Source organism: Polaromonas sp. P1_F1 (assembly GCF_056405795.1).
In genome coordinates this window covers 407,136-433,627 of the sequence record NZ_JBFUBJ010000001.1, presented here as the reverse complement: position 1 = coordinate 433,627, position 26,492 = coordinate 407,136, and the positions used below count along the sequence as shown (strand labels likewise).

The following is a 26,492-nucleotide window of genomic DNA, read 5'->3' as shown; positions in this document are numbered from 1 at the left end:
GCAGCGCCTCTGCGTCGCCGGTTAGAAAAGAAAATACCGTTGCGTCATCGGCAGGCTGGTGGCTGGCTCGCAGGTCAGCAGCTGACCGTCTGCGCGTACCAGGTAGGTCTGTGCGTCGACTTCCATCCTGGGCAGATAGGCATTGTGGACCATGTGCTGCTTGCGCACGCCGCGCACGTTTTTCACGGCGCTCACGGTCTTGGCCAGGCCGAAGCGTTCCTTGACGCCAGCGTTCAGCCCCGCTTGCGAGACAAAGGTCAGCGAACCCTTGGCAATCGCGCCGCCGAAGCCGCCGAACATGGGGCGGTAATGCACCGGCTGCGGCGTGGGGATGGAGGCGTTCGGGTCGCCCATGGCCGCCATGGCGATAAAGCCGCCTTTGAGGATGACCGAGGGCTTGATGCCGAAGAAAGCCGGTTTCCACACCACCAGGTCGGCCCACTTGCCCAACTCGACTGAGCCAACCTCGTGCGAGATGCCATGGGCAATCGCTGGGTTGATGGTGTATTTGCTGATGTAGCGCTTGGCGCGGAAGTTGTCGTGGCGGTCGCTGTCACCGGGCAGCTTGCCGCGCTGCAGCTTCATCTTGTGCGCGGTCTGCCAGGTGCGGATGATGACCTCGCCGACGCGGCCCATGGCCTGACTGTCACTGCTCATCATGCTAATGGCGCCCAGGTCGTGCAGCACGTCTTCGGCTGCGATGGTTTCCTTGCGGATGCGGCTTTCCGCAAAGGCCAGGTCTTCGGCGATGCCGGCGTCCAGGTGGTGGCACACCATCAGCATGTCGACGTGTTCGTCGAGCGTGTTGACGGTATAGGGCATGGTGGGGTTGGTGGAGGAGGGCAGGAAGTTCTCTTCGCCGACCACGCGCAGGATGTCGGGGGCATGGCCGCCGCCCGCGCCTTCGGTGTGAAAGGCGCAGAGGCTGCGGCCTTTGGTGGCGGCAATCGTGTTTTCGACAAAGCCGGATTCGTTAAGCGTGTCGCTGTGGATAGCGACCTGTGTGTCGGTTTCTTCCGCAACATCCAGGCAGTTGCTGATGGCCGCGGGCGTGGTACCCCAGTCTTCGTGCAGTTTCAGGCCGATGACACCGGCGTTGATCTGCTCGTGCAGCGCGGCGGGCAGGCTGGCATTGCCCTTGCCCAGGAAGCCCAGGTTCATCGGGAAGGCGTCGGCTGCCTGCAGCATGCGCTCGATGTTCCAGGGGCCGGGCGTGCAGGTGGTGGCAAAGGTGCCGGTGGCCGGGCCTGTGCCGCCGCCCAGCATGGTGGTGATGCCGGCAGTCAGCGCTTCCTCGATCTGCTGCGGGCAGATGAAGTGGATGTGCGAGTCGATGCCGCCAGCCGTGACGATCATGCCCTCGCAGCTGATGATCTCGGTGCCGGGGCCGATGATCATGTCGACGCCGGGTTGGGTGTCGGGGTTGCCGGCCTTGCCGATGGCGGCGATGCGCCCGCCCTTCAGGCCGATGTCGGCCTTCACGATGCCCCAGTGGTCGATGATGAGCGCGTTTGTCATCACGCAGTCCATCGCGCCTTCGGCCCGGGTTTTTTGCGACTGGGCCATGCCGTCGCGAATCGTCTTGCCGCCGCCGAATTTGACTTCCTCGCCGTAGCTGCCGGCGCGCAGCGTGTAGTCGGCTTCGACTTCGACCACCAAATCCGTATCGGCCAGCCGCAGCCGGTCACCGACGGTGGGGCCGAACATTTCCGCGTAGGCGCGGCGTCCAATTGTTGCCATCAAAGTGCTCCCTGCACGAGTCCTCGGAATCCGTAAACCTTGCGGTCGCCTGCGAATTCCACCAGTTCCACCGTGCGCTGCTGCCCCGGCTCGAAGCGCACGGCCGTGCCCGACGCGATGTTCAGCCGCATGCCGCGCGCGGCGTCGCGGTCAAAGCCAAGCGCGCCGTTGGTTTCGGCAAAGTGGTAGTGCGAGCCGACCTGTATGGGCCGGTCGGCCGTGTTCTGCACAACGACGGTCAGCGTGCGCCGGCCTGCATTGAGTACGTGGTCGGGGCCGTCGGTGATGAGTTCGCCGGGAATCATGGTGCGCCTCAGGCCAGTTGGGCGAGCAGGGTCACGCCGAAGAGGGCGACGGCGGCGCCAGCCGCGCGCGGCAGCCAGACGCTGGCACTGCGCAGCGCCCAGCCCGCACCCAGGCCCGCCAGGTGCAGCAGCAGCGTCGCGGCCAGCATGCCCGACAGCGTGGCCCAGGCGCTGGGTGCCCCGGCGAGTTCATAACCATGGGCAAGACCGTGGAAGACGGCGAACACACCAACGACGAGCGCCGCCGCAATGCCGGGCACATGCCAGCGCGTCACGACCAGCAGGCCGGTGACCAGCAGCGAAGCCGCGATCATGGGCTCGACGGCGGGAATCTCCAGACCCTGCAGGCCCAGCAGGGCGCCTGCCAGCAGCATGCCGGCAAAGCCCAGCGGACCCCACAGCAATTCGGGGCCGGCGCGTCGAGCGACCAGGGCGCTCCACAGGCCCACGGCCACCATGGCCGCAAGGTGGTCCATGCCTGTCAGCGGGTGGATGAAGCCGCTGAAGAAAGCACTGGCGTGGTCGTGCACCGCAGCGCCGGATTGATGATCAATATGGGCGCTGGCGCCCGCCGATATTGCGCAAGCAGCTATCAAAAAAAGAGCGTTTTTGGTTTTGATTTGCATGGTGGCGATCTCGGGTAATGCTTAAACAATGGGCTGGTGCACGGTGACCAGCTTGGTACCGTCGGGAAAAGTCGCTTCGACCTGGATGTCGGGGATCAGCTCGGGGATGCCGTCCATCACATCGGCGCGGGTCAGCACCGTGCGGCCCTCGCTCATCAGCTGGGCGACGGATTTTCCGTCGCGCGCACCTTCCATGACGGCGGCGCTGATGAGGGCTACGGACTCGGGGTAGTTGAGCTTGAGGCCGCGGGCGCGGCGCCTTTCGGCGAGCAGGGCAGCGGTAAAAATAAGGAGCTTGTCTTTTTCTCGGGGCGTCAATTCCATGGGGCTCTCTCAGGGCAGGCTGCCGGCTTGGGGATGCTTGCCGGGGTGCAAGAATGGTGCCATAAGAAACGTGAGCCACCAAGGCCGCCCCGGGCAGGATGCATGGCACAGAACATGCACCTGAAGACGGTCAATCACTCCGCGCCCGGCGCATCTGCCCACCCTATGGACGCCCCGCTCACGCCCCAGCTGCCGCCACTGCCGCCCGAAGCGGCCGGGGCCGCGCCTTTGGCGGCAGAAGCGCCGCCGCTGCAGCGCATCATCAAGGTCAGGCGCGACTACAACAGCTGGGTGGCCAGCGAAACCATGGAAGACTACGCGCTGCGTTTCACGCCGCAGCGCTTTCGCAAGTGGTCCGAGTGGCGGGTTGCCAACACCGCGTTCGGCGCGGCTTCTTTCCTGATCCTTGAAGCCGTGGGCGCCACGCTGCTGGTGAAGTACGGGTTTACCAACGCCTTCTGGGCGATCATGGCCACCGGGCTCATCATTTTCATGGCGGGCCTGCCCATCAGCATTTACGCGGCGCGCTATGGCGTCGACATGGACCTGCTGACGCGCGGAGCCGGTTTTGGCTATATCGGCTCCACGCTGACCTCGCTGATCTACGCCTCATTTACCTTTATCTTTTTCGCGCTGGAAGCGGCGGTCATGGCTTACGCGCTGGACCTCGCCCTGGGTATCCCGCCCAGTTGGGGCTACCTGATCTGCGCGCTGGTGGTCATTCCGCTGGTAACCCATGGTGTCTCCGCGATCTCCCGCCTGCAGGTCTGGACGCAGCCCTTGTGGCTGGTCATGCTGGTGGTGCCTTTTGTTTATGTCTTTCTGCGTGATCCCGGTGCGTTTTCGGGTGTTCTGCACTACGGAGGGGAAACTGGAACAAACGGTGAATTCAATTTGCACCTGTTTGGTGCGGCTTTAACGGTCGGAATCGCGCTGATCACCCAGATGGGCGAGCAGGCCGACTATTTGCGCTTCATGCCGGTRCAGACAGAGGCCAACCGCTGGCGATGGTGGGGGGGCGTGCTGGTGGGGGGACCAGGCTGGGTGCTACTCGGCGTGGTGAAAATGCTGGGCGGCGCTTTGCTAGCCTATCTGGCCATCTCCAACATGGTCCCGCTGGACCGGGCCGTAGATCCCAACCAGATGTACCTTGCGGCCTACGAGTATGTCTTTCCGAATTACGGCATGGCGGTGGCGGCCACGGCGCTGTTCGTGGTGGTGTCTCAGCTCAAGATCAATGTGACCAACGCGTACGCCGGCTCCCTCGCGTGGTCGAATTTTTTCTCGCGCATCACGCACAGCCACCCCGGGCGGGTGGTCTGGGTGGTGTTCAACACGCTCATTGCCTTCATGCTGATGGAGATGAATGTGTTCCAGGCGCTGGGCGACGTGTTGGGGCTGTATTCGAACATCGCCATCGCCTGGGTGATGGCTGTCGTCGCCGACCTGGTCGTCAACAAACCATTGGGCCTTTCTCCCAAAGGCATTGAATTCAAACGGGCCCACCTGTACGACATCAACCCGGTCGGTGTGGGCGCCATGGCGCTGGCTTCGCTGTTGTCGGTTACAGCGCATCTGGGGCTTTACGGCGAAACGGCGCGGGCTTTTTCCGCGGTGATCGCCATGGGCACCGCATTTGTGGCCGCGCCCCTGATCGCCTGGGCGACCCGGGGCCGTTACTACATTGCGCGCAGCTCCGGAGCGACTTCTTCCGACGGTTCCTACAAGCGCTATGCAACGCAGCAGTGTGTGATTTGTGAACGCGCCTACGAAGGCCCGGACATGGCACACTGCCCCGCCTACCAGGGGCCCATCTGCTCGCTGTGCTGCACGCTGGACGCGCGCTGCGGCGACCTGTGCAAGCCGCACGCCAGCCTGTCGGCGCAGTGGTCCGGTGCGCTGCGCTGGCTGCTGCCGCGCCGCATCTGGCCTTACCTGGATACGGGCCTGGGCCATTTCCTGCTGCTCATGCTCATCATCGTGCCGCTGCTGGCCAGCGTGTTCGGCCTGCTTTACCACCAGGAAATCAGCGCGCTGGCGGACATCGAACCCTCTGAGCCGGCTTTGCGTTCAGGTTTCATGAAGGCGTACATGGCCTTGCTGGTCATTGCCGGCCTTGTTGCCTGGTGGCTGGTGCTGGCGCACAAAAGCCGCCAGGTGGCCCAGGAAGAATCGAACCGCCAGACCCATTTGCTGATGCGCGAGATCGAGTCGCACCGGCAAACAGACGAAGCGCTGCAACAGGCCAAGCTGGTGGCCGAAGAGGCTCGCCGCCATGCCGACCAGGCCAACCAGGCGAAAAGCCGCTATATCAGCGCCATCAGCCACGAATTGCGCACGCCGCTCAACAGCATCCTGGGTTACGCGCAGCTGATGGGTGAAGACAACGCCATACCGCCGCACCGCAAACAGGCGGTCAGCGTCATCAAGCGCGGGGGCGAACACCTGCTCTCGCTGATCGAGGGAACGCTCGATATTGCCCGCATCGAGGCGGGCAAGCTCACGCTGAATGTCAAGCCCATGCATTTCGCCGACTGTGTGCACGAGATGGCCGGCATGTTCGAGCTGCAGGCCGCCGCCAAGGGTCTCGGGTTCCGCTTTGAGACCAGCGGTCATCTGCCGGAGCTGGTGCGGGCCGATGAGAAACGCGTTCGGCAGATTCTCATCAATTTGCTGGGCAACGCCATCAAGTTCACTGCGCAGGGCCAGGTAATTTTCAGATTGCGCCATGCGCGCGAGATGGCCTACATCGACATTGAAGATACCGGCCCGGGCATGGGTGGGGCGGAGTTGTCCCGGATTTTTGAGCCTTTTGCGCGGGGAGCTACAGCCGGCCAAAGCGCGGAAGGCACACCGGGCGCCGGTTTGGGTTTGACGATTGCCAAGATGCTGACCGACCTGATGGGTGGCGAGATGACGGTGGTCAGCACCCCGGGCGAAGGCTCGATTTTCCGTATCCGGCTGTTTTTGCCCGAAGTGCACGTGGCTGCAGGAGCCGTCAAGGATGCCGCCACCAAACCAGCCAGGCGCCAGCCGCGCGGCTATGACGGGGTTCGCCGCAAGCTGCTGGTGGTCGACAACGAAGAGCCTGACCGTGAACTGCTGGTACAACTGCTTGAGCCCATGGGATTTGAATTGCGTACCGCCGCCAGCGGTCACGATTGCATGGACCTGCTGGCCAGCGGGTACCGGCCCGACGTGATCTTCATGGACCTGGCCATGCCGGGGATCGATGGCTGGGAAACCCTGCGCCGTGTGCGTGCGTCAGGGCACGAGGACATTCATCTCGCCATTGTTTCCGCCAACGCATTCGACAAGGGCGCCGAGAACGATGCCGGCATCCTTCCCGAGGACTTCATCCTCAAACCGGTGCGCCATACCGAACTGATCGACTGGCTTGAACGGCGGCTGGCCATCAAGTGGCGCTATGACCTTGCTGCGGATGACGGCGACTCTGTTGTCCAGGCCGTGCCACCGCGTGTACTGCCCGATGCGTCCCAACTCGCGGCCCTGCTCGAGGTCGTCAATCTCGGGTTTTACCGGGGCATCATGAACAACCTGGCAGAGATTGAAAGGCAGCGGCCGGAGGCCGCGGCCTTTGTGGACGAAATGCGCGTGCTGGCGCGGCAATTTCAGTTTGAAGCCATGGGCCGCCAGCTAGCCAACAAGGAGACGGGCCATGAGCAGCGTGCTTGACGACGGACCAACGCTGGATCGAAAGCTGGACCGCACACTGGACCGGGCCAACAGCGATATCGTGCTGATTGTGGACGACGTGCCCGACAACCTGTCGGTCCTGCACGATGCGCTCGATGAATCGGGCTATACCGTCCTTGTGGCCACCAGTGGCGAGGCTGCGCTGCAGCGTGCGTTGCAGGCTTTGCCCGACATCGTTTTGCTAGACGCCATGATGCCCGGGATGGATGGCTTTGAGGTTGCCAAGCGCCTGAAGGCCATGGCTGAAACGGCGCACATCCCCATTATTTTCATGACCGGTCTCACGGAAACCGAGTACCTCGTGGCGGCCCTGGAAGCCGGAGGGGTGGACTACGTTACCAAACCGATCAAGCCCAAGGAAGTGATGGCACGCATGGGCGTGCATTTGCAGGGCGCCCGCCGTGCCAGGCAGGAAGCGCGGCAGGCAGGGCAAGCACGCAACGCGCTGGACGCTTTCGGCTACGCCAGCATCACGGTGCGCATGGGCGGCGAGGCCGACGGGAAATTGATCTGGCAAACGCCGCTGGCGCGCGACCTGCTCATGCGCTACTACGGCACGTCCGCGCCGCAAACGCCCGCACCTGTACTCAACTGGCTGCGCCGCCACATGGCGGAGGCAGAGCGCCAGGTTGAGCCGCCGCGCCTGGCGGTGGAGCTTGGTCCGCGGCGCCTGACCTTCCGGCTGCACCAGCAGACCGGCGACGGCGACCGCGGCGGTGACTGGCTGATCGTCATGCGCGAAATTTCCGACGACGCCGTGGTGGAAGCCATGAGCCTGAGCTTCAAGCTCACCGCCCGAGAAGCTGAAGTGCTGTATTGGGTGGTCAAGGGAAAAACCAATCGCGACATTGGAGACATCCTGGGTTCCAGCCCAGCCACGGTCAAAAAGCACCTGGAACGGGTGTATGCCAAGCTGGGCGTCGAAACCCGCACCGCCGCCGCAGGTATGGCCATGAACCGGATCCGGCAACTGCACCCGCAGTTTGAGGGGTGAATATGGCCCCCACGGTCGCTCACTGCGTGTAGCTTCCTGCCCCCCGAGGGGGCCGCTGCGCCTGCGGCCCGGCAAAGCCGGTTCCGCGGCCCCTGCTTGCAAGAAGAAGGGCTGCCTGGCGCTGTATGAGGGGCAAAGATGGAGCCCCCACGCTTGTCGCTTCGCGTACTGCGCTGCCCCCCCGAGGGGGCGCTGCGCCTGCGGCCCGGCAAAGCCGGTTCCGCGGCCCTGCTTGCTAAGAAAGAGCGGTTTGTGATGGCCGTATCAGGTAAAAAGCGTGATTTCCGCTGGGCGGTTACAATAAGAGCTTCGGTAAAGCATCAGCTTTTTTCATCGAGGCCTTTTCCCAACAGGTTTCCTTCTCAATTGCGGCGCTTCCCAGAGCCCGAATCCACAGTGTTTTCAGTGCCCATACAGCCCTGAACCCTCTCAACACTGTTCCGTTTTTCCGGCGAGCACTATTCCCGACAGTGCCACGCATGGCTCAACCAGCCCAGCCCCTGACAAGGGCCAGGTGGGTGGACACCGAACACCCGCCGGCTTGCTCGCAAGCCGATTACTCCTTATTTATCAAGCCGGGACACATACCCGGCACGGACTTTTTATGAACGTAGATCACACCAAAATCGCGGTGGGCAAGTACCTTGTCTCACCACTGGCCAAGCAGCAAGGCGAACGCTACGCTGCATCGGTCTCCATCCGCTCAGGCAGCGGCAGCGCCACGCATGACCGTGTGATGCGCTTCAGCGGCCTTTTCGACAGTGCGGCCGCGGCCGTGCATTACGCGACGGAACATGCCCTCGGCTGGATCCACGAGCGTTCGACGCCGGCCTGCGCATAAGCCTTGCCAGCCCTTACAACAGACATCACTGACAATTTTTCCAATTCCCTAGGAGTTACATCATGGCCAAAGAAGAACTGATTGAAATGCATGGGCTGGTAGACGAAGTGTTGCCTGATTCGCGCTTTCGCGTCACGCTCGACAACGGCCATAAACTGGTGGCCTATACCTCCGGCAAGATGCGGAAAAACCATATTCGTATCCTTGCCGGCGACCAGGTGTCGCTGGAGCTCTCGCCCTACGACCTGAGCAAGGGCCGCATCACCTTCCGCCATATCGCTGGCCGCGGCCCCGGCCCGGCACCGCGCCAGGCTCGCTAAACCGGCGGCTCGTCGCGCCCCAAAAAAGCACAAAGCCCGGCAGGCGGAGAATCCTCCGTTTGCCGGGCTTTGTCGTTTTTCCCTGAACTGTGAACAGGCCCTAGCGCCGGCCGGTCGCCATGTGCTCGGTCTTCTTGTTGATCAGCACTTCGGGCTCCTGGGCCTCGACCCAGCTCTCGTTGTTGAGTCCGGCCTTTAGCCGATCCGTGTCCAGATCATTCGTCCATTTGGCGACCACTATCGTGGCCACGCCATTGCCGATCAGGTTGGTCAGCGCCCGCGCTTCCGACATAAAGCGGTCAATCCCCAGAATCAGCGCCAGCCCGGCCACAGGCACGGTACCCACCGCCGACAGCGTGGCGGCCAGTACAATGAATCCGCTGCCGGTGATGCCTGCCGCGCCTTTCGAAGTCAGCAACAGCACCGCCAGCAGCGTGAGTTCCTGCGTGAGGGTCATGGGCGTGTTGGTGGCCTGCGCGATGAACACCGCCGCCATCGTGAGATAGATCGAGGTGCCGTCCAGGTTGAACGAATAACCGGTCGGGATCACCAGGCCGACGGTGGTTTTCTTTGCGCCCAGGTTCTCCATCTTTTCCATCATGCGCGGCAGCACGGACTCGGACGACGAGGTGCCCAGCACGATCAGCAGCTCTTCCTTGATGTACTTGATGAACTTCCAGATGCTGAACCCGTGCAGGCGCGCAATGGTGCCCAACACCACGAAGATGAAGATCAGGCAGGTCGCATAGAAAGCGGCCATCAGCTTGCCGAGCGACACCAGGCTGTCCACGCCATAAGCGCCTATGGTGAAGGCCATTGCGCCGAAAGCGCCTATGGGCGCCACCTTCATGATGAAGCCGACAATGGTGAACAGTACATGCGAGGCTTTCTCGACGAAGTCGAACACCAGCGTGCCGCGCCCGCCGAAACGGTGCAACGCGAAGCCGAACATCACCGCGATCAGCAGCACCTGCAGAATTTCACCCTTGGCGAAGGCATCCACCACGGTGGACGGAATGATGTTCATGATGAAGTCGGTCGTGCCGACCATCTTCCCGGGGCCGGTATAAGCCGCGATGGCTTTGGTGTCCAGCGTGGACACGTCGACATTCATGCCTTCGCCCGGCTTGAATACGTTGACCAGGACCAGCCCGATGATCAGCGCGAAGGTGCTGACGACTTCAAAGTACAGCAGCGCCAGGCCGCCGGTCTTGCCGACCTTCTTCATGTCCTCCATGCCGGCGATGCCGATCACGACGGTGCAGAAGATGATGGGTGCGATCATCATCTTGATGAGCTTGATGAAGCCGTCGCCCAGCGGCTTCATGAGCTTTCCGGCCTCAGGGTAAAAATGCCCCAGCAGCACACCGGCGATCACGGCGCAGATCACCTGGAAGTAAAGCGATTTGTAAAGGGGTGGCTTGCGGCTTGTCTTCGTTGTCGTTGTGCTTGTCATGGCCGGGTCGCATCAGCGAATGCGCGGGTTGTGGGGGACGGGTTCAATATAGCCCCGCCACGCGATTTGTCCATGTGGGAAACCACAGATAACAAATCTTTACGCCGCTCCGGCGCAAGCTCAGCCGGCCGGGCTGCCGCTGCCAGTACCTGAGGCCGGCGGGCGGGCCATCCACGCAATCAGTGACGAGCGCATGGCTTCCTCCACCGACATGTCGATGGGCTGTACCCACTCCGTCGGCACAAACACCGTGTAGCCGCCGATCATGTAGCCCATGGGCAAATAAACCGCAACACGCTCACCCGGAAGGAATCCGGAAGGCAGGTCGGCAAAGCTGCGACGTGTGATCAGGCCCACGATTTCCATCGCGTGCCCAGGCATGCGCAATATCACCACGCTTTGCTCGCCCTGCTTGCCCGAAGGCGAAAAGTAGTCGGCAAAACTCTTGAGCGACGAGTAGATGCTTTTGACCACCGGCAAATTGGTAAACGGCAATTCCGCGAAAGACAGCACTTTGCGCACACTTTGCTGGGATACCAGGAAGCCAATCGCCAGAATGGTCAGGATGCCGAACGCCAAGCCCATGCCGGGCAGGTAAAAACTGCCGATAAGAGGGCGCAGGATCCACAGGGCGGCAGTTTCCATCCACGCCAGGAAGATATAAAGAAGGTATACCGTCAGTGCCACCGGCAGGATGGTGATGAGGCCACGAAAGAAATATTTATAGAGGCTTTTCATGGGCTTTTTCGTTAAGGCGCGTTGCGCATGGTGCATTTTTCTGGCTAGCCTGCAATATAACCATTTCGCATGACGCGCCTCGCCAAGGGTTGTCGGTCTTCTCCTACATTTTTGCGGTACTAATCACTGCGATATGTCACTGTCTCGTGCTTAAACTACTGTCGCAGTGATGCCACTGCCCATTGCTGCTTCCCAAAGAAATCAATCAACCCCACAGTCTCAAGCCCAGCGCTGACATGAACCCCGACCCAGGTCTTCTTCCCGCTCACATCGTGCTTGCACCTGAGCAAGCGCCGATGCTGAAAGTTACCTTTCATTCCCTTGATATTTTTCGGCTGCGCTATCAACTGCGCAACAACGTCATGCCCGGCCATCACGGCCTTTTTCTAGGATATTTATGAGTCAATCCACGCTGGTCAATGCGCAGCTCAATGCCCCCTTGCGTTCCCTTGCCCTGACAGTCGAAGAGCCCGCCCCGGGCGAATTTTGCTGGCGCATCCTCGAGAGCCACGCAGATCCCCTGGTGTTTGAATCGGTGTCCTGCTCCGAGATCAGTTTTGCCGCATATGACACTGCATTGGCCACCGGTTACGGCGAGTTGCAGCGCCTGATCGGCCCCGACCTGCAATACGGCCCGCGCAGCGACGAGCCGCAGCAGGTCGATCTTTTTGGTGCTGCCAGTTCTGCGAAGAAAAATATGGCGGTCGGTAGCCCGGAAATCCGCCCTGCAAGGGACACCGGCATCAAACCGGGTGCGGTGCCTGCGTGAAACCCGATCTGCAAGCAGAGTACGTGCGGCTCCGCGCACAGCTTGAGGCCCTGGAGGCGGCGCCGGTAAAAGATTTTCGACGCATTGATCAGCTCATCGATGCGCTTGAGAAAATTCAGCTGGCCATCAAGGCCGAGCACGGCCTCAAGGGCAATAATCCCAACGAATAGTCCGCCGGATAAATATGCAGGAACAGCGGCACCGCAGCGTGTCGCAAGTGCGGCCCCACTCAGCGCAGAACGCGCAGGAAACATGGCGATCCTGATCAGGCCCGGGTGTTTATATTGGTTCGGTGCGTAGCATTTTGTGACCTCGCTTGTCCTACATGACAGGCCGTACCGGACCGACGCCGCGTCCCACTCTCCCCTCGTAAATTGGAATTAGCTGGCAATACGGCCAGCCATTTACCAACCCTGATTGCCTGTGATGGGCATGACTTAAGGAGCAAGACATGAAGTTTTCCAAATCCCTGGCCTCTGCCGTAGCCGCCGCCGCTGTTGTGAGCACCATTGGCCTGGCATACGCCCAGACCGAAACCCCGACGGCACCGGCTGCGCCTGCAGAATCGTCCGGCCAGACCATGCAAAATCAGGACACCACCACCCCTAGCAGTGCGGCACCTGCCACCACGACTGAAAGCAACACGGCTGGCTTCCAGACCGAGCGCCCAGCACAAGCTGACCGCAACTAAACCCAGACCGTCATGCGCCTTGGTGTGACGCCGCTCCGGCTTGCCGTGTCTTTTAAGGCGCGGCTTCCGGAGCGTTTTCACATGGCTGCCGGATCGTCATTGTTTTAGCGCAGGCCATGCGTCGTATTTTCATGGACATGTTTGTGTCGCCCGCGCGCGGGTCTTCCCCTTCAACTGGCGGAAGGCCCCCGACCGGCGATGAGCCCGGCACCAGCCGCGCAGACGTTCTTGACGGCATCAAGCAAGGCATCTTGCTGGGCTCCGCACTGCTTGTCCTCACATTGCCGCTTTTTCATGCCCGTCCGGTTTCCTCTCCGGCCCTGAACCCCGTCCCTTCCAGCGCCTTGCAGCTGGCGCCGTCTTTGCGCTTCGCCGATTTTGGTGAAGAGCCCGCGTCGGATGAGGCGCGGCAGGTCGCCAATTGGGTGGTTGCTTCCGGGGACAACCGCAGGCTTTTCTTTGTCATCCTCGACAAGATAAATACCAAGGTTTTTGTTTTCGAACCCTCCGGCAAGTTGCGCAGCGCCACGCCCGTGCTGATCGGTGCGGCGGTCGGCGATGATTCCGTGACCGGTATCGGCGGGCGGCCCATTGCGCAGGTGCAGCCCCACGAACGCACCACACCGGCGGGCCGGTTTATGGGGGAGCCTGGCCGCAACACCTTGGGCGAAGATGTTGTCTGGGTGGATTACGAGGCGGCTGTTTCCATGCACCGCGTGCGAACACTGGAGCCCAAAGAGCGCCGGCTGGAAAGGCTTGCGTCTCCCGGTACCGAGGACAACCGTATTTCCTACGGGTGCATCAACATGCCGGTGGCATTTTTCGAAGATGTACTCAAGCCCGCGTTCAATGCGAGCTATGGCGTGATTTACGTTTTGCCGGAAATCAAACCACTGGCTGAGGTTTTTCCTGCCGCCCATGCGCTTGCCGCAAAACAGGGGCTTCGCCCCGCCGCCTGACACCGCCTGCTCGCTCTTTCGATCACCTCGCGCGAAGAGCGAGTTGTAACAACCCCTGACGTATTGTTGCGCGCTCGCATCTTCAATGCGGAAAATGCCCACATGTGGTCGCTGTTACCAAATTCCTGAGTAGCTAAATTTGGCTGCAAAAAAAGCATGCATGGCAATGCAGTAAACGATTTGTTGCTATTAAAAGCATAGCAAAAATCCGGAGGATTTCAGGGTTTTTCCGTTGTGAACATTTTCTTGCATCGCTAACATGGTGCAACCACAGCCGGGCTCCTACCCAAAAGGTTCGAGGCCGGCTTTTTCATGTGCTCCGCACATGGCAATGAATTCAACCCACGGGATCAGGATGTTGTTCAAAGGAAAGGCACTGCGCGCAAAAACCGTCTGCACGGCGGCCATTGCCTTTCTCGCTGCGATTCCCGCATGGGTGTCCGCCACTCCCACAGACCTGCAACCGGTGCGCAGCCCCGATGCCGTGATGCCGGTGCCGGGTGCCGGCAATTCCGCTGACATGACACTGGTGGCGGCATCGGCCGATGCACGCTACGCCCTGCGCTGGATCATGAACGCACGCGATAACCAGGGCCTGCCATTTGTGGTGGTTGATAAAAAGGGCGGGCGCATTTTTGTGTTCGATGCCACAGGGCAATTGCGCGGCGCATCGCCGGCATTGACCGGCCTGACACCCGGCGACCACACGGTACCGGGCATGGAGCAGCGCAACGTCGCCAGCCTGCGCGCAGACGAACGCACCACGCCGGCGGGCCGTTTCGTTTCGGAGCCCGGCCACAATCTTCACGGCGAGGCTATTGTGTGGATCGACTACACGGCCAAGCTGGCAATCCACCGCCTTCGTCCTGCAGCTCCGGCAGAACGCCGCGCAGAGCGGCTGGCTTCTGAAACACCTGACGACAACCGCATCTCGCTGGGGTGTGTCGTAGTGCCCGTCAATTTCTACGAAGCCGTCGTGAATCCCGTGCTGGGGAAAAGCCATGGCGTGGTGTACGTCCTGCCTGAAACCCAGCCCGTGCAGCGCATGCTGGGCGCGCTGCAATTCAGCCAGCGCTAACTAAATTCCCATAACAGCTTCGCTAACGCCTCTGCGGCCTCTGCGCGCCTTGACGCTGCCGGCCCCCTGGCCTGTGGTTTATGGCAACTGTCAGAACGGCAAACAGTATTCCTTGCTGACTGAGATGGCAAGGTTGCTATCATTTTAGGAGCTGCTGGCGCCTGTGCCGATTGACCTGCAGGCCAATTTTCCTTGAATTCCGGGTGTTTCCCTGCTGGACTGCAAGCGGCCAGGGTCCACAACTACACGCGCGTCAGCGATTCCTTACTTGCAGCAAGCCTTCAGGCTGGCATGGCCGCCCCCGGACGCAATCTACATTGAAGTTGTCTTCAATTTGACAACTTTCAGGAGAATCAAATGCCTCTCATTGCCTGGTTACTGGGTGTTCCCCTTAGTGTGGTTCTTATCCTCATGCTGCTGGGCGTGTTCTAGGCCCCGCATGGTGAGCGGCCTTCGCGGCCGTGCAGGCAAAAGCCCGCGGACGCGGGCTTTTGCTTTAGTGATTCAGTGAGTGGGGCTCCGACAACGCCGCGGCCGGTTCCCGCCGCCTGGCGCGCAGCCGCGCCACCTTCCACCATCCCGGCAGCAGGCTTTGTACTTCGGGCCGTGTGAAGCGGTCGTCCATGAGATAGACCACGCCGCGATCCGAGGTGGTGCGTATGACCCGTCCGGCCGCCTGCACGACTTTCTGCAGACCGGGATAAAGGTAGGTGTAGTCGTAGCTCTGGGCCGCGCCGAAGTTGACACCCATGCGCTCGCGGATTTGCTCGTTCACAGCATTGACCTGCGGCAAACCCAGTGTGGCGATGAACGCGCCTATCAGCCGGTCGCCCGGCAGGTCTATGCCTTCGGCGAACGAGCCGCCCAGCACCGCAAAGCCGATGCCTTGCGAGGCCTGCGTGAAGCGCGCCAGGAAGGCGTCCCGCGCGGCTTCTTCCATGCCGCGCGTCTGTTCCCACACGGGAATATGCGGGTAGCGCCGCCGGAACAGCGTGACCAGTTTTTGCAGGTAGTCGTAGCTGCTCAGGAACGCCAGGTAATTACCGGGCCGGCTTTCATACTGCCGGGCCATCAGGTCGACGATGGGCGAAAGCGAATCGTCACGGTGTTGAAAGCGCGTGGAGACATCGCTCACCACCGAGACCTGCAGCTGCTCAGCCAGGAAGGGCGATTCCACCTCTGTCCAGACCGTGCCGGCCGGCAGGCCGAGCGTGTCGGCGTAGTAGTTTTGCGGGCTTAGCGTGGCAGAGAAGAGTGCCGTCGACTGCGCGGCGGCAAAACGCGGCGCCAGGAAGGGCGCAGGCACCACATTGCGGATGTTGAGCACCGCGAGCTGCTGGCCGAGTACCTGGCCCAGCGCGTCGCGGCCGGCTTCCTGCTGCAGCGTCACGTCAAACAGCGAGTGTTCGCCAAAGTCTTCAGCCATGCGCGAAAAGTGCAGTGCCTCGAAATAAAAATCCTGCAGTTCGCCGTCCATGCGGGTCGGGTTGGCCAGCAGGAAGTCGGTGATCTGGGTCAGCGCCTGCGCCAGAGTTTTCAGAAAAGGTACGGGCAGCTCGGGATGGACCTGGTAGGCCTCGCCCCGCGCCTGCTGCGCCTCCTGCAATTCCAGCAGGCTGCGGTTGAGCCGCTCCAGTGCGCCGCGAACGGCGCGGGGCGCGGTGGCGTGCACCTGTTGGAGCTGCGCCTGGCTCAGCGTGGCTGAGTACATCTTGCGCGCACGTTCCACCAGGTTGTGCGCTTCGTCCACCAGCACGCCTACGCGCCACTGGTTGCCCACGGCCTGGCCGTGCAGCAGCGCGCTGGTGTCGAAGTAATAGTTGTAGTCGCCCACCACCACGTCCGACCAGGTGACCAGTTCCTGGCTCAGGTAGTAAGGGCACACATGATGGGCCAGCGCCAGTTCACGCAGCGCTGCTTTATCGAGCGGGCCTTGTGCGGCGGCATGCTGCACTGCAGCGCTGCGCGCCTGGGGCAGCCGGTCGTAAAAGCCCTTGGCCAACGGGCAGGCGTCGCCGTGGCAGGCCTTGTCCGGGTGTTCACAGGCCTTGTCACGCGCCACCAGCTCCAGCACGCGCAGCGGCAGGGCCGCCGTGCTGTCTTTGATGCGGTCCAGCGCGTCGAGCGCCAGCCTGCGGCCCGGCGTTTTGGCCGCCAGAAAAAACAGCTTGTCGAGTTGCTTTTTCGGCACAGCCTTGAGCAGCGGGAACACCGTGCCAATGGTTTTGCCGATGCCTGTGGGCGCCTGTGCCATCAGGCAGGTGCCGGCCTGGGCTGTTTTGTAAACCGCTTCGGCCAGTTCACGCTGACCCGGCCTGAATGCAGGGTGCGGAAATGCCAGCGTGGCGAGCGCAGCATCACGCGCCTGGCGGTGCGCCAGCTCCTGGTTGGCCCAGGCCAGGAAGCGCTCGCACTGCGTTTCAAAGTACTCCTTGAGCGACGCGGCGGAGAAATGTTCGGTCAGCGGTGTTTCCTGTGTGCTGGCCACGTCAAAGTACACCAGTGTCAGGTTGACGTCCTGCAGCTTTTTGGCTTCGCAAAGCAGCCAGCCGTAAATCTTCAGCTGTGCCCAGTGCAGGTGCCGGCGGTTGTCGGCCATGGCGTGCAGGTCGCCCCGGAAAGTTTTGACCTCTTCAAGCTGGTTGCGTTCAGGGTCGTAGCCGTCGGCACGGCCGCGCACCTTCAGGGTCTTGTACTCGCCCTCCAGGCTGACTTCGGCCTGATAGGACTCTGAGGAGTCTGCACGGCGCGATGCCACCATGGCGTGCCCGGCCATGCCTTCCAGTGCGGAGGGTGACGGCGTAAAGCGCAGGTCCAGGTCGCCATGCTTGGCCGTGAACTCGCACAGGGCCCGGACAGCCACAAGGTATTTCAATCGGTAGTCGCTCTCTGAGTCACGTGAACGGGGGAAGGGTTCATGGTAGCGCAGGCGCCGGGCGCCGCCCTCAAAATCAGCCCAAATAAACCAAATTGTCCGAATTGTTCTCCCCATGGAAAAAGAACATTGGCCGGGCCACCATTTACCGCTGAGCCGCGGCCGTCTACATTGCATGAACGGGCAACAAAAGCGGGGCCAAACGGCTTTGCAGACCGCAACGACCCCCGCAGAAAGTAACGCGACTCCATGGAACAGATCATTGTGTGGCTCGAGCACTACGGGCTCGCCGCCGTTTTCCTGAATGTCGGGCTGGAACAGCTCGGCTTGCCGATCCCGGCCTATCCGGTATTGATCCTCACCGGCGCATTGAGCTTTAACGGCCAATACTCCGCGGCAGGCCTTATCTTCACCGCCGTCCTGGCTTGCCTGGCCGCGGACAGCGTCTGGTACTGGGCCGGTCACCGCTACGGCAGCCGCGTGCTCAAAACGCTGTGCCGCATTTCCCTGTCGCCCGACTCCTGCGTGCGGCAAACCGAATCCATCTTCACGCGCTGGGGTGTCAAGTCGCTCATCCTGGCGAAGTTCATTCCCGGGTTTGCTTCGCTCGCCACAGCGCTGGCCGGACGCACCGGCATTCCCTTCGGCCGCTTTCTGGTTTTTGATGCGCTGGGCGCAACGCTTTACGCCGGTGCCGGCGTGGGGATCGGCATGATTTTTCATGACGCGGTGGCCGACGTGCTGGCCATTTTCGAGCAGATGGGACGCATCGGGCTGATGGTGCTGCTGGCTGCATTTGCGCTCTTTCTGTTGCACAAATGGTGGCAGCGGCAGCGCTTTTATCGGCAGCTGCGCATGGCCCGCATTTCACCGCAGGAGCTGCTGCAGCTCACGCAGCAGAACAAGCCTGCCGTCATCCTGGACGTGCGCACGGAGCTGGCGCGTGCCGGTGGCGGCATTATTCCGGGAGCGCTGGTCTGGTCGGACCTGGACCGTACCCGTGCATCGCTTGATATCCCGCACGATGTCGCCGTGGTCGTTTATTGCGCTTGCCCCAACGATGCTTCTGCAGCCCTGGTGGCCAAGCGCCTGATGGCGGCCGGGTTCAGCAATGTCAGGCCGTTGCATGGCGGCATCGACGCCTGGCAAGCGGCCGGGCTGGCACTGGAATACCCCCAGACTGCCTGAATGGAGTGATGGTAATAATTGCCAAATACCGAACGGCAATTCGTGTAATTCCGAGGACCTATTGATTGCTATAAGAGGAGGTCTTAAGTATGCAAAAACCAGGCCAATCTAATGGAAGGCACGGTCAAAAGAAATCAGGGTGTTGTCCTATAGCGCAATTAAATGCAGCATTACACACTTGCAGTGCGGCAGCTACGGAAAGCGGGCCTTGATAGAGCCGCGCACCTTTGCAAAGAAAGTCACTACCGGCGGATGAACCCCAGTTTGCCAAGCGCATTCACCGCAGTCCACCGTGAGCCTGGCCTGATGGGGGCGCCCGTGCCCCTGCCGCGTCGGCCCGGCACGGTTACCCGTCAGGTGCCGCGATGAAACGCGACGAGACGGCAGAGCAGTCCCAGCAGCGCATGCAGGCCGAAGCGCTTGCGCTGGCGGCCGCCAATGATGCGTTGAAGCTTGAGATCGTTGAGCAGCAGCGGCTGGTCGAATCGCTCAGGGACGACATCAGCAGCTTGCGCAGCCTCGCCACCGTCTCGGCAGACTGGTACTGGGAGCAGGACGCGGAGTACCGTTTTACTGACTTCACGGCCGAGTACAGCAGCAAGTCACAAGATAAGGATCTCGACAGTTCCGTCGGCAAATGCCGCTGGGAACTGCCTGGCGCCCTGCCGGTCACCATGTCATGGGAAGACCACCGCGCCGTGCTGGCGGAACGCAAGCCCTTTCGCGATTTCGAATACATACGCGTGCTGGAGGATGGCGTCGCGCATTATTTTTCCATCAGCGGCGTGCCGGTGTTCAACAAGCATCAGGAGTTCATGGGTTATCGGGGTATTACGCGCGATGTCACGGCCAGCAGGCGCGCGGAGGAAAAAGAACGCAAAGTCGCCCGCCTGCTCGACGACATCGTTGAAAACATTCCGATCGCCATGAACCTGAAAGCCGTCACGGACCACCGTTATGTCGCATGGAATCGCGCGGCGGAAGAGCTTTATGGTTTCACTCGGGCGGAAGCGCTGGGCCATACCGTCCATGATCTGTGGCCCAAGGCCCATGCCCACAACATGCATGCCTCGGATCTCGCCCTGATCGCTGCCGGAAAGATGCAGGAATTCCCCGACCGCCTTGTCCAGACCAAGCACAAGGGCGTCATCCGTGTGCACATGCGCAAGGTTCCGCTGAAAGATTCCAGTGGTGTGGTGACACACGTCCTTGTTACGGCGGAGGACATCACCCAGCAGCTGGCGGACGAAGAGCGCTTGCGCAGCAGCGAACAGCAGTTCCGCAGCCTGACCAGTCTTTCGTCCGACTGGTACTGGGAAACCGATGCCAATTTCCGCTTCACCAAGCTGTCCGGCGGCCAGACGGAAGAAGCCAGGCGCGCCATCAGTGAGCATCTCGGTAAAACACGCTGGGAGATCGACCACAGCCAGGCCAACCAGGAGATGTGGGCCCGCCATCGCGCTCTGCTGGAGCGCCACGAAGTCTTCCGCAACTTTGAATACGAACGCGTAGAAAAAGACGGCAAGCGCGTGACCTTGTCCATCAGCGGAGAGCCGATGGTGGACGCCAAAGGCCGCTTCACCGGCTATCGGGGCGTGGGCAGCGACATCACCGCGCGGCTGGAGGCCGAGGCCAAACTGCGCCGCAGCGAAGAGCGCTTTCGCAGCCTCACCGGTCTTTCGTCCGACTGGTACTGGGAACAGGACACAAACTTCCGCAACGTTTTTGTCTCCAATGATCCGCAACGCTTCGCCCTGGGAACCCAGGTCATTGGAGAGGGGCAATGCCGATGGGACCTCCCCAACTCCACACCGCTTGTCGGCACATGGGAAGAGCACAAGGCGGTGTTACAGGCGCATTTGCCGTTCCGCAATTTTGAATACCGGCTGACCAAGGAGGATGGGAGCGTCATTTACCGAAGCGTCAGCGGGGAACCGGTGTTTGGCGACGATGGAACCTTTGCGGGTTATCGGGGTGTGGGTGCCGACATCACGTCACGCAAGGAAGTGGAGATCGCGCTGCGGGTCGGCGAGGCCCGCTTCCGGGCGGTTGTGGGTGCGCTGGCCGAAGGCGTGATCCTGCGGGACGCCCAGGGGCATATTGTTGATTGCAATGCCAGTGCAGAGCGCATCCTCGGCCTGGCCCTGGCCCAGCTCAAAGGCCAGACTTCGGTCGAGCCGGAATGGCAAAGATTCCGCGAAGACGGCACGCCAATGCCCAGGGAAGAGTGGCCCAGTGTTGTCGCCGTGCGTACCGGCCAGCCACAGCTGAACCGTGTGGTGTGCCATCGCAGGCCCGACGGCAGTGAGTTCTGGGCACTGATCAACGTGCAGCCCCTGGTGGACGGGAACGGCGCCCCGTCGGGGTATGTCAGCACCATTACCGACATCAGCAAGCGCCGGCAGGCGGAGCAGGAAATCGTCCGGCTGAACGTCAACCTGGAAAAGCGCGTGCTGCGCAGGACCGCCCAGCTGGAAGTCGCCACCCGGGAGATCGAGGCCTTCTCTTATTCCGTGGCGCATGACTTGCGGACACCGTTGAGCACCATCGACGGATTTTGTGCGCTGCTTGAAAAAGCGGTTCCACCTGAATCGGGTGAGCGCGCACATCATTTCATGGGCCGCATACGCAGCAGTGTGCGCCGCATGGGTGAGCTGACCGATGGCTTGCTGTCCCTGGCCCAGTTGTCGCGGACCAGCCTGAACTGGGAGTCTGTCGACATCAGTACCGAGGCGGCCAAGATCATCAAGCAGTGGACGGAAAACGATCCTGACCGCCGGGTGCGGATCACCGTCGAGCCCAACCTGTGGGGCCGGGCGGACGTTGCATTGCTGCGTCAGGTGCTGGAGAACCTGATCGCCAATGCATGGAAGTTCACCTCGAAAAAACCGCACACCGAAATCCTGGTCGGAAAAGAAGCAGGGGCCGAGGACCAGGTGGTGTATTTTGTGCGGGACAACGGTGCCGGCTTCGACATGGCGTATGCCGACAAGCTCTTCGGCACTTTCGAGCGGCTGCATTCACCGGAAGAGTTCGCCGGCAGCGGCATCGGGCTGGCCACGGTCAAACGCATCATCACCCGCCACGGCGGAAAAATCTGGGCCAAGTCGGCAGTGGGTGAGGGCAGTACCTTTTATTTCACGCTCGGAGGCGAGCAGGCCGGTGCCATGCCGGCTGAGGGGGACGTGTTTGACGATTCAGGCGTTGCGCTGACAGACAGCGCAAGTACGTTCGAGGACGCCGGAGAAGTAAGTCCCAAGGGGGCTGGCCCCATCAGCACGGACAACGATGTCTTCACGGTCAGTGACCAGCAGTTCAGCAATGCGTTTGAACATGCGGCCATCGGGATGACGCTGATCGGCATCGACTCGCGCCGGCTGAAGGTCAACGCCGCTTTTTGCCAGATGCTGGGGTATTCAGAGGCGGAAATGCTGTCGCGCACCATCCATGACCTGACCCATCCCGACGATATTGCCTGGGACCTGGAGCAGCGCCGCAGGGCATTGGCTGGCGAAATCGAATCGTTCCACGTCGAAAAGCGCTACATCCACAAGTCCGGCCGTACTGTATGGGGCTACATGAGCTGCTCCCTTGTGCGCGATGCAGACAGAAAGCCGCTTCAATTTATCGCGCAGATCCAGGACATCACCGAGCGCAAGCAGACCGAGCAGGTTCTGCGTGAAAGCGAAGAACGCTTTCGCGCACTCACGGCGCTGGCCTCCGACTGGTTCTGGGAGCAGGACGAAAACTTCCGCTTCGTCGAGGTTCCCGGCGAAGCCCCAAGCGCCTCCGGCATCCCGAAATCGGCCCATGGCAAGACTGCCTGGGAGCTCGACTACATCAACATCGAAGCCGGTGCGTTGGCCGAGTACAAGGCCAAAATAGCCCGGCACGAGGTTTTCCGCGACCTTGAAAGTACACGGCGCGACTCCAAGGGGCGGCCGCGCTACTTCAGCATCAGCGGCGTGCCGAAATTCGACGCCAACGGAAAATTCACCGGCTACCGCGGCACGGGACGCGACACCACCGAAATCCGCCGTGTCACCGAGGCCCTGCGCACCAGCGAAGCGCAGCTGCGCGAAATCACCGATACCGTGCCGGCCTGGATCACTTACGCTGACGCCAACCAGCGTCTGTGCTTTCATAACCGGGCCTACGAGGAAGTCTTCGGCATGACGCAAGCGCAGCTCGAAGGCAAGACCATCCGGGACATTGTGGGCGATGAGATGTACGCCCTGATCAAGCCCCGGGTGGAAGAGGTGCTGCAGGGCTACCCGGTGGTCTACGAGCGATCGCAGAAAACCGCCCGCGGCGGCATGCGCGACTACGTGGTCAATTATTTCCCGCGCTACGGCGACGGCGCCGACGAAGGCAAGGTGATCGGCTTCTACACGCTGGCCAATGACGTCACCGAACTCAAGCGCATTGACCGCATGAAGAGTGAATTCGTCTCGACGGTCAGCCATGAGCTGCGCACGCCGCTCACCTCGATCCGGGGCTCGCTGGGCCTGATCTCCGGCGGTGTTGCCGGCCAGCTGCCCGACGCCGTCAAGACGCTGGTGGGCATCGCGAAAACCAACTGTGAGCGCCTGATCCGGCTGATCAATGACATCCTGGACATCGAGAAGATCGAGTCCGGCAAGATGACCCTGGATTTTCAGGCCATCGAACTCAGGCCTTTGCTGGAGCAGGCGCTGGCCGCCAACGAAGGCTACGGCGCGGCGAAGAATGTGCACCTGCAGCTCGAGTTTCCCGACGAGGACCTGCAGGTCAGGGTCGACAGCGACCGGCTGACGCAGGTGGTGACCAACCTGCTGTCCAACGCGATGAAGTTCTCGCCCGAAGGCGGCACGGTGGATATTCACGTGGCACGCAGCGAGACGGGCATACGCGTCGAGGTGCGGGACCACGGGCCCGGCATTCCGGAGGAATTCCGCAACCGCATCTTCCAGAAATTCTCCCAGGCGGACTCCTCCGATACACGGCAAAAGGGCGGCACGGGCCTGGGCCTCAATATTTCACGGGCCATCATAGAGCGCTTGGGCGGCAGCATCGGTTTTCATACCAACCCCGGGGTCGGCACCACCTTCTTCTTTGAACTGCCCGAATGGGTGGATTCACCGGAGCGCACTTCCGGTTTCTCGGCACTGGTCGAACAGCGGCCGCGTGTCCTGGTTTGCGAGGACGACCCGGACATCTCCCGCCTGATCAGCATGATGCTCGACAAGGGCGGTTTTGACACCGAAATGGTGTACACAGCCAGGCAGGCCGTCGCGGAGCTGGCAAAAAGGCGGTACGCCGCCGTCACGATAGACCTGAAGCTGCCCGACCAGGACGGCATTGCGCTGATCAGGGCGCTGCGCGCCCAGCTGCATACACGCGACGTGCCGATCGTGGTGGTGTCGGCCTCGGCGGCCGAGGGGCGGATCCAGTTCAACGAGCAGTCCCTGACCGTATCAGACTGGCTGGAAAAACCCATCGATGAGAACATGCTCGTGCTGGGCGTGCGGCGCGCCATTGCCGGTTCGGTCGAAGCCCGCGCCGTCATCCTGCATGTTGAAGACGATCCAGACATCCAGCGCATCGCAGCGACCATTGCCCAGGGGTTTGCGACCTTCGTCTTCGCCGACACGGTGCAGGAAGCACGCGACCGGCTGAAGGAACAGCGCTTTGATCTGGTCCTGCTGGACCTCAGCCTGCCAGGCGGTTCGGGCTGGGATTTGCTCAAGGACGTCGAGGCGATGGACGGTCCGCCGCCGGTGGTGATTTTCTCGGCACTGGAGGTGGACAGGCTTCAGGCCACGCGGGCAGCCGCCGTGCTGGTCAAGGCCAAGACTTCCAACACCGAGCTCCTCGAAACCTTGCGGCGCGTGCTCGGGCAAAGCAATTCTGCGGAATCGCCTACGGACGAAGCCTGAACCTGTACCGGGCCCGCGGCAGGCTACTGGGTTTCTGCCGCGCTAGTGGATAAATCCGGGCTTTTAGCCATTACTGTCGGGCGCAAGCAGCTATATTTTTCATAGCAAATTTCACGCAGAAGGCGCGGTCATCAGCGCGGTATAACGGCGCTGCATTTCCTCCGGCGACACGGTTTCAATGCTGTGCCCCACACTCCAGCGGTAGCCTGCCGGGTCGCGAAAGCTGCCCGAGCGTTCACCATAAAACTGGTCTTGTGCCGCCATTTTCAGCGTGGCACCGGCTTTCAGCGCACGTGCAATCACCTCATCGCAGTTGTCCACATGCAGGTGCAACGTGACGGTGGCCGGCGCGCCGGCATCGGGCGCCCGGGTGCCGTACTCCGGGAATTCTTCCGACACCATCAGCGTGGCGCCGTCAAAGTCCAGTTCGGCATGGCCGATGCGGCCATCGGGTTCTGTGAGCCGGAATTTTTCCGTAGCGCCAAAAACCGAGGTGTAAAACGCCATGGCCTTTGCAGCATTTTTGACATGAAGGTAGGCAAACAATTCGTGGGTGGCCATATCGTCTCCGTCGGTGATGTGAAGGAATCAGGCGAGGCCTGAGCTACTGCCGGCCTGGCCTGAAATTATGAGGCGCATTGGAGCTCAGTGACAACCCGGTATGCAGTGGGCATGCACCGCCCGGCCAGGCGCCTGAAGAACGCGGTCACGGCACTGTCACCGAACCGTCATGCAAAGGCAACACACTGTATGACCGCCACTGTCCGGGGCAGGTCGCCCGATGCCGGCTGCCCTGCGCCTGCCGTGTCCGATTCACTCCAATTTTGACTACTTCACGCCACTTCTGAATGGACATCACTTACGGCGCCGACAGAACCGGCCTGCTCTGCGGCTACAGGTTTGAAAACGGCGCGCCCGGCATACCGGTAGATCTTTTGGAGGCGGCCGCCTGGCTGCAGGACGAAAGACCCAAGGGAAAATCAGATTTCGTCTGGCTGCACTTCAACCTGAGTGACGCCGCGGCGGAGGCGAGCATCCGCAAGCATTTGCACGCCGTACCCGAGTTTTTCGAGGCCCTGCATGCGGGTTCAAGATCCACCCGCATAGAAGATGCGCACGACACACTGATTGCTGTCGTCAACGACGTGGCGTATGAATTCGCGTTTGACCCGGCTGAGATGTCCAGCCTGTGGCTGAACGTGGCGCCCCATATGGCGCTGAGCGCGCGCTCCCATCCCCTGCGTTCCATCGACCGCATGCGTGACGCCATCAAGAACGGCAAGCCGCTGGCGTCATCGGTGTCATTTCTGAATCAGCTGCTGCGCGAGCAGGGCGATGTGCTGGTGCGCATCGTGCGTGACGCCACTGTCCAGGTGGATGTGGTGGAAGACAAATTCCTGGTCGGCCGGCTGCATAACCGCCGGGCTGACCTGGGCAAGCTGCGTCGGGTGCTGGTGCGGCTGCAGAGGCTGCTCGCGCCGGAGCCCGGTGCGCTTTTCCGCCTGCTGCGGTTGCCGCCGCCATGGGTCAGCGAGCACGACCTGGAGGAGCTCCGCCAGGCGACGGAAGAATTCTCATTGACCATCCGGGACATGTCCGAGCTGAAGGAGCGCATCAAGCTCCTGCAAGAAGAAATTGCCGCACAGGTCAGCGAGGAGACCAACCGCAGCGTCTTCATCCTGACGATGGTCACCGTACTGGCGCTGCCCATCAACATTGTTGCGGGCCTGCTGGGGATGAATGTGGGCGGCATCCCCCTGGCAGAACATCCTCACGGCTTCATGGTGATCGTGGGGATCATTGGCGTTTTCACCGCCTTCGCGGCCTGGTATGTTTACCGGAAGAAATAGCGTTCATGGGTCATCTCGTTGGTGGAATCCGCCGGGCGGGCGCGGCTTTTTATGAGAATGTGCGATATTTGCAACGGTCGCTCATCCACTAAATCCAACCCTT

General features: G+C 61.5%; 21 protein-coding genes. 13 read left to right on the top strand and 8 right to left on the bottom strand.

What is annotated here, in order from left to right:
- Window positions 1-21: 21 nt before the first annotated feature.
- The 4 genes from ureC to AC1DZE_RS02100 are packed head-to-tail and all read right to left on the bottom strand — an operon-like array spanning window position 22 to window position 2,995.
- A complete protein-coding gene (gene ureC / locus AC1DZE_RS02115; protein ID WP_477668212.1) occupies window positions 22-1,740 on the bottom strand; it encodes an urease subunit alpha in 1,719 nt (572 codons plus the stop codon).
- Window positions 1,740-2,045 carry an urease subunit beta gene (locus AC1DZE_RS02110; protein ID WP_477668211.1) on the bottom strand — a complete coding sequence of 102 codons (306 nt, stop codon included), beginning with the start codon at window positions 2,043-2,045 and terminating at the stop codon, window positions 1,740-1,742. Before AC1DZE_RS02110 ends, ureC begins: the two co-directional genes overlap by 1 nt.
- A gap of 8 nt (window positions 2,046-2,053) precedes the next feature.
- Window positions 2,054-2,671, bottom strand: a complete 618-nt coding sequence (locus AC1DZE_RS02105; protein ID WP_477668210.1) for a HupE/UreJ family protein — start codon at window positions 2,669-2,671, stop codon at window positions 2,054-2,056.
- A gap of 21 nt (window positions 2,672-2,692) precedes the next feature.
- The gene (locus AC1DZE_RS02100; protein WP_007874763.1) at window positions 2,693-2,995 is read right to left on the bottom strand and encodes an urease subunit gamma; all 303 of its coding nucleotides are present in this window, start codon (window positions 2,993-2,995) and stop codon (window positions 2,693-2,695) included.
- Window positions 2,996-3,160: 165 nt separating this feature from the next.
- Here AC1DZE_RS02100 and AC1DZE_RS02095 point away from each other — a divergent pair, with 165 nt between their 5' ends.
- The 4 genes from AC1DZE_RS02095 to infA all read left to right on the top strand — a co-directional run bounded on the left by AC1DZE_RS02095 (window position 3,161) and on the right by infA (window position 8,867).
- Entirely contained in the window at window positions 3,161-6,691 is a 3,531-nt protein-coding gene (locus tag AC1DZE_RS02095) for a hybrid sensor histidine kinase/response regulator (RefSeq protein WP_477699870.1), read from the top strand.
- Window positions 6,675-7,706, top strand: a complete 1,032-nt coding sequence (locus AC1DZE_RS02090; RefSeq protein ID WP_477673753.1) for a response regulator — start codon at window positions 6,675-6,677, stop codon at window positions 7,704-7,706. Before AC1DZE_RS02095 ends, AC1DZE_RS02090 begins: the two co-directional genes overlap by 17 nt.
- Before the next feature lie 604 nt (window positions 7,707-8,310).
- Complete coding sequence (locus tag AC1DZE_RS02085) at window positions 8,311-8,547, top strand: hypothetical protein (protein ID WP_477668208.1); 237 nt, start codon at window positions 8,311-8,313, stop codon at window positions 8,545-8,547.
- 62 nt (window positions 8,548-8,609) lie between these two features.
- A complete protein-coding gene (gene infA, locus AC1DZE_RS02080) occupies window positions 8,610-8,867 on the top strand; it encodes a translation initiation factor IF-1 (RefSeq protein WP_092132708.1) in 258 nt (85 codons plus the stop codon).
- A 100-nt stretch (window positions 8,868-8,967) separates the two neighbouring features.
- Here infA and AC1DZE_RS02075 read toward each other — a convergent pair whose 3' ends face one another.
- Both AC1DZE_RS02075 and AC1DZE_RS02070 read right to left on the bottom strand, forming a co-directional pair.
- The gene (locus tag AC1DZE_RS02075) at window positions 8,968-10,323 is read right to left on the bottom strand and encodes a dicarboxylate/amino acid:cation symporter (protein WP_477668207.1); all 1,356 of its coding nucleotides are present in this window, start codon (window positions 10,321-10,323) and stop codon (window positions 8,968-8,970) included.
- Window positions 10,324-10,443: 120 nt separating this feature from the next.
- On the bottom strand, window positions 10,444-11,061 hold the full coding sequence (locus AC1DZE_RS02070) for a DUF502 domain-containing protein (RefSeq protein WP_477668206.1): 618 nt from the start codon (window positions 11,059-11,061) through the stop codon (window positions 10,444-10,446).
- Between the two features lie 236 nt (window positions 11,062-11,297).
- On the opposite strand from AC1DZE_RS02070, the gene AC1DZE_RS02065 reads away from it, so the two are divergent.
- From AC1DZE_RS02065 to AC1DZE_RS02040, 6 genes are all read left to right on the top strand, one after another.
- Window positions 11,298-11,462, top strand: a complete 165-nt coding sequence (locus tag AC1DZE_RS02065; protein WP_457282142.1) for a hypothetical protein — start codon at window positions 11,298-11,300, stop codon at window positions 11,460-11,462.
- Complete coding sequence (locus AC1DZE_RS02060) at window positions 11,459-11,830, top strand: hypothetical protein (RefSeq protein ID WP_477668205.1); 372 nt, start codon at window positions 11,459-11,461, stop codon at window positions 11,828-11,830. The genes AC1DZE_RS02065 and AC1DZE_RS02060 overlap by 4 nt, the downstream gene beginning before the upstream one ends.
- Window positions 11,827-12,000 (top strand): hypothetical protein, encoded by a 174-nt coding sequence (locus AC1DZE_RS02055; RefSeq protein WP_477668204.1) that lies wholly within the window; start codon window positions 11,827-11,829, stop codon window positions 11,998-12,000. The genes AC1DZE_RS02060 and AC1DZE_RS02055 overlap by 4 nt, the downstream gene beginning before the upstream one ends.
- 281 nt (window positions 12,001-12,281) lie before the next feature.
- Window positions 12,282-12,521, top strand: a complete 240-nt coding sequence (locus AC1DZE_RS02050) for a hypothetical protein (RefSeq protein WP_457282139.1) — start codon at window positions 12,282-12,284, stop codon at window positions 12,519-12,521.
- Between the two features lie 116 nt (window positions 12,522-12,637).
- The gene (locus AC1DZE_RS02045) at window positions 12,638-13,480 is read left to right on the top strand and encodes a hypothetical protein (RefSeq protein ID WP_477673294.1); all 843 of its coding nucleotides are present in this window, start codon (window positions 12,638-12,640) and stop codon (window positions 13,478-13,480) included.
- Window positions 13,481-13,835: 355 nt separating this feature from the next.
- The gene (locus AC1DZE_RS02040) at window positions 13,836-14,558 is read left to right on the top strand and encodes a hypothetical protein (RefSeq protein WP_477699737.1); all 723 of its coding nucleotides are present in this window, start codon (window positions 13,836-13,838) and stop codon (window positions 14,556-14,558) included.
- A 496-nt stretch (window positions 14,559-15,054) separates the two neighbouring features.
- On the opposite strand, the gene AC1DZE_RS02035 is transcribed toward AC1DZE_RS02040, so the two are convergent.
- Window positions 15,055-17,433 carry an ATP-dependent DNA helicase gene (locus AC1DZE_RS02035; protein ID WP_477699736.1) on the bottom strand — a complete coding sequence of 793 codons (2,379 nt, stop codon included), beginning with the start codon at window positions 17,431-17,433 and terminating at the stop codon, window positions 15,055-15,057.
- A gap of 249 nt (window positions 17,434-17,682) precedes the next feature.
- Between AC1DZE_RS02035 and AC1DZE_RS02030 the strand changes: the two genes are divergently transcribed.
- Both AC1DZE_RS02030 and AC1DZE_RS02025 read left to right on the top strand, forming a co-directional pair.
- Window positions 17,683-18,621 (top strand): DedA family protein/thiosulfate sulfurtransferase GlpE, encoded by a 939-nt coding sequence (locus AC1DZE_RS02030; protein WP_477668200.1) that lies wholly within the window; start codon window positions 17,683-17,685, stop codon window positions 18,619-18,621.
- Window positions 18,622-18,986: 365 nt separating this feature from the next.
- Window positions 18,987-24,539, top strand: coding sequence for a PAS domain S-box protein (locus AC1DZE_RS02025; RefSeq protein ID WP_477699735.1), 5,553 nt, complete (start codon window positions 18,987-18,989; stop codon window positions 24,537-24,539).
- A 111-nt stretch (window positions 24,540-24,650) separates the two neighbouring features.
- Here AC1DZE_RS02025 and AC1DZE_RS02020 read toward each other — a convergent pair whose 3' ends face one another.
- Window positions 24,651-25,100, bottom strand: a complete 450-nt coding sequence (locus tag AC1DZE_RS02020) for a VOC family protein (protein WP_477699734.1) — start codon at window positions 25,098-25,100, stop codon at window positions 24,651-24,653.
- A gap of 287 nt (window positions 25,101-25,387) precedes the next feature.
- Between AC1DZE_RS02020 and AC1DZE_RS02015 the strand changes: the two genes are divergently transcribed.
- Window positions 25,388-26,389, top strand: coding sequence for a transporter (locus AC1DZE_RS02015; RefSeq protein WP_477668197.1), 1,002 nt, complete (start codon window positions 25,388-25,390; stop codon window positions 26,387-26,389).
- The last annotated feature ends 103 nt before the right edge of the window (window positions 26,390-26,492 follow it).

Bases quoted from the DNA above. Each gene is read 5' to 3' on its own strand.
- ureC (WP_477668212.1), bottom strand. From the start codon at position 1,740: ATGGCAACAATTGGACGCCGCGCCTACGCGGAAATGTTCGGCCCCACC.
- AC1DZE_RS02110 (WP_477668211.1), bottom strand. From the start codon at position 2,045: ATGATTCCCGGCGAACTCATCACCGACGGCCCCGACCACGTACTCAAT.
- AC1DZE_RS02105 (WP_477668210.1), bottom strand. From the start codon at position 2,671: ATGCAAATCAAAACCAAAAACGCTCTTTTTTTGATAGCTGCTTGCGCA.
- AC1DZE_RS02100 (WP_007874763.1), bottom strand. From the start codon at position 2,995: ATGGAATTGACGCCCCGAGAAAAAGACAAGCTCCTTATTTTTACCGCT.
- AC1DZE_RS02090 (WP_477673753.1), top strand. From the start codon at position 6,675: ATGAGCAGCGTGCTTGACGACGGACCAACGCTGGATCGAAAGCTGGAC.
- AC1DZE_RS02085 (WP_477668208.1), top strand. From the start codon at position 8,311: ATGAACGTAGATCACACCAAAATCGCGGTGGGCAAGTACCTTGTCTCA.
- infA (WP_092132708.1), top strand. From the start codon at position 8,610: ATGGCCAAAGAAGAACTGATTGAAATGCATGGGCTGGTAGACGAAGTG.
- AC1DZE_RS02075 (WP_477668207.1), bottom strand. From the start codon at position 10,323: ATGACAAGCACAACGACAACGAAGACAAGCCGCAAGCCACCCCTTTAC.
- AC1DZE_RS02070 (WP_477668206.1), bottom strand. From the start codon at position 11,061: ATGAAAAGCCTCTATAAATATTTCTTTCGTGGCCTCATCACCATCCTG.
- AC1DZE_RS02065 (WP_457282142.1), top strand. From the start codon at position 11,298: ATGAACCCCGACCCAGGTCTTCTTCCCGCTCACATCGTGCTTGCACCT.
- AC1DZE_RS02060 (WP_477668205.1), top strand. From the start codon at position 11,459: ATGAGTCAATCCACGCTGGTCAATGCGCAGCTCAATGCCCCCTTGCGT.
- AC1DZE_RS02050 (WP_457282139.1), top strand. From the start codon at position 12,282: ATGAAGTTTTCCAAATCCCTGGCCTCTGCCGTAGCCGCCGCCGCTGTT.
- AC1DZE_RS02045 (WP_477673294.1), top strand. From the start codon at position 12,638: ATGCGTCGTATTTTCATGGACATGTTTGTGTCGCCCGCGCGCGGGTCT.
- AC1DZE_RS02040 (WP_477699737.1), top strand. From the start codon at position 13,836: ATGTTGTTCAAAGGAAAGGCACTGCGCGCAAAAACCGTCTGCACGGCG.
- AC1DZE_RS02030 (WP_477668200.1), top strand. From the start codon at position 17,683: ATGGAACAGATCATTGTGTGGCTCGAGCACTACGGGCTCGCCGCCGTT.
- AC1DZE_RS02025 (WP_477699735.1), top strand. From the start codon at position 18,987: ATGAAACGCGACGAGACGGCAGAGCAGTCCCAGCAGCGCATGCAGGCC.
- AC1DZE_RS02020 (WP_477699734.1), bottom strand. From the start codon at position 25,100: ATGGCCACCCACGAATTGTTTGCCTACCTTCATGTCAAAAATGCTGCA.
- AC1DZE_RS02015 (WP_477668197.1), top strand. From the start codon at position 25,388: ATGGACATCACTTACGGCGCCGACAGAACCGGCCTGCTCTGCGGCTAC.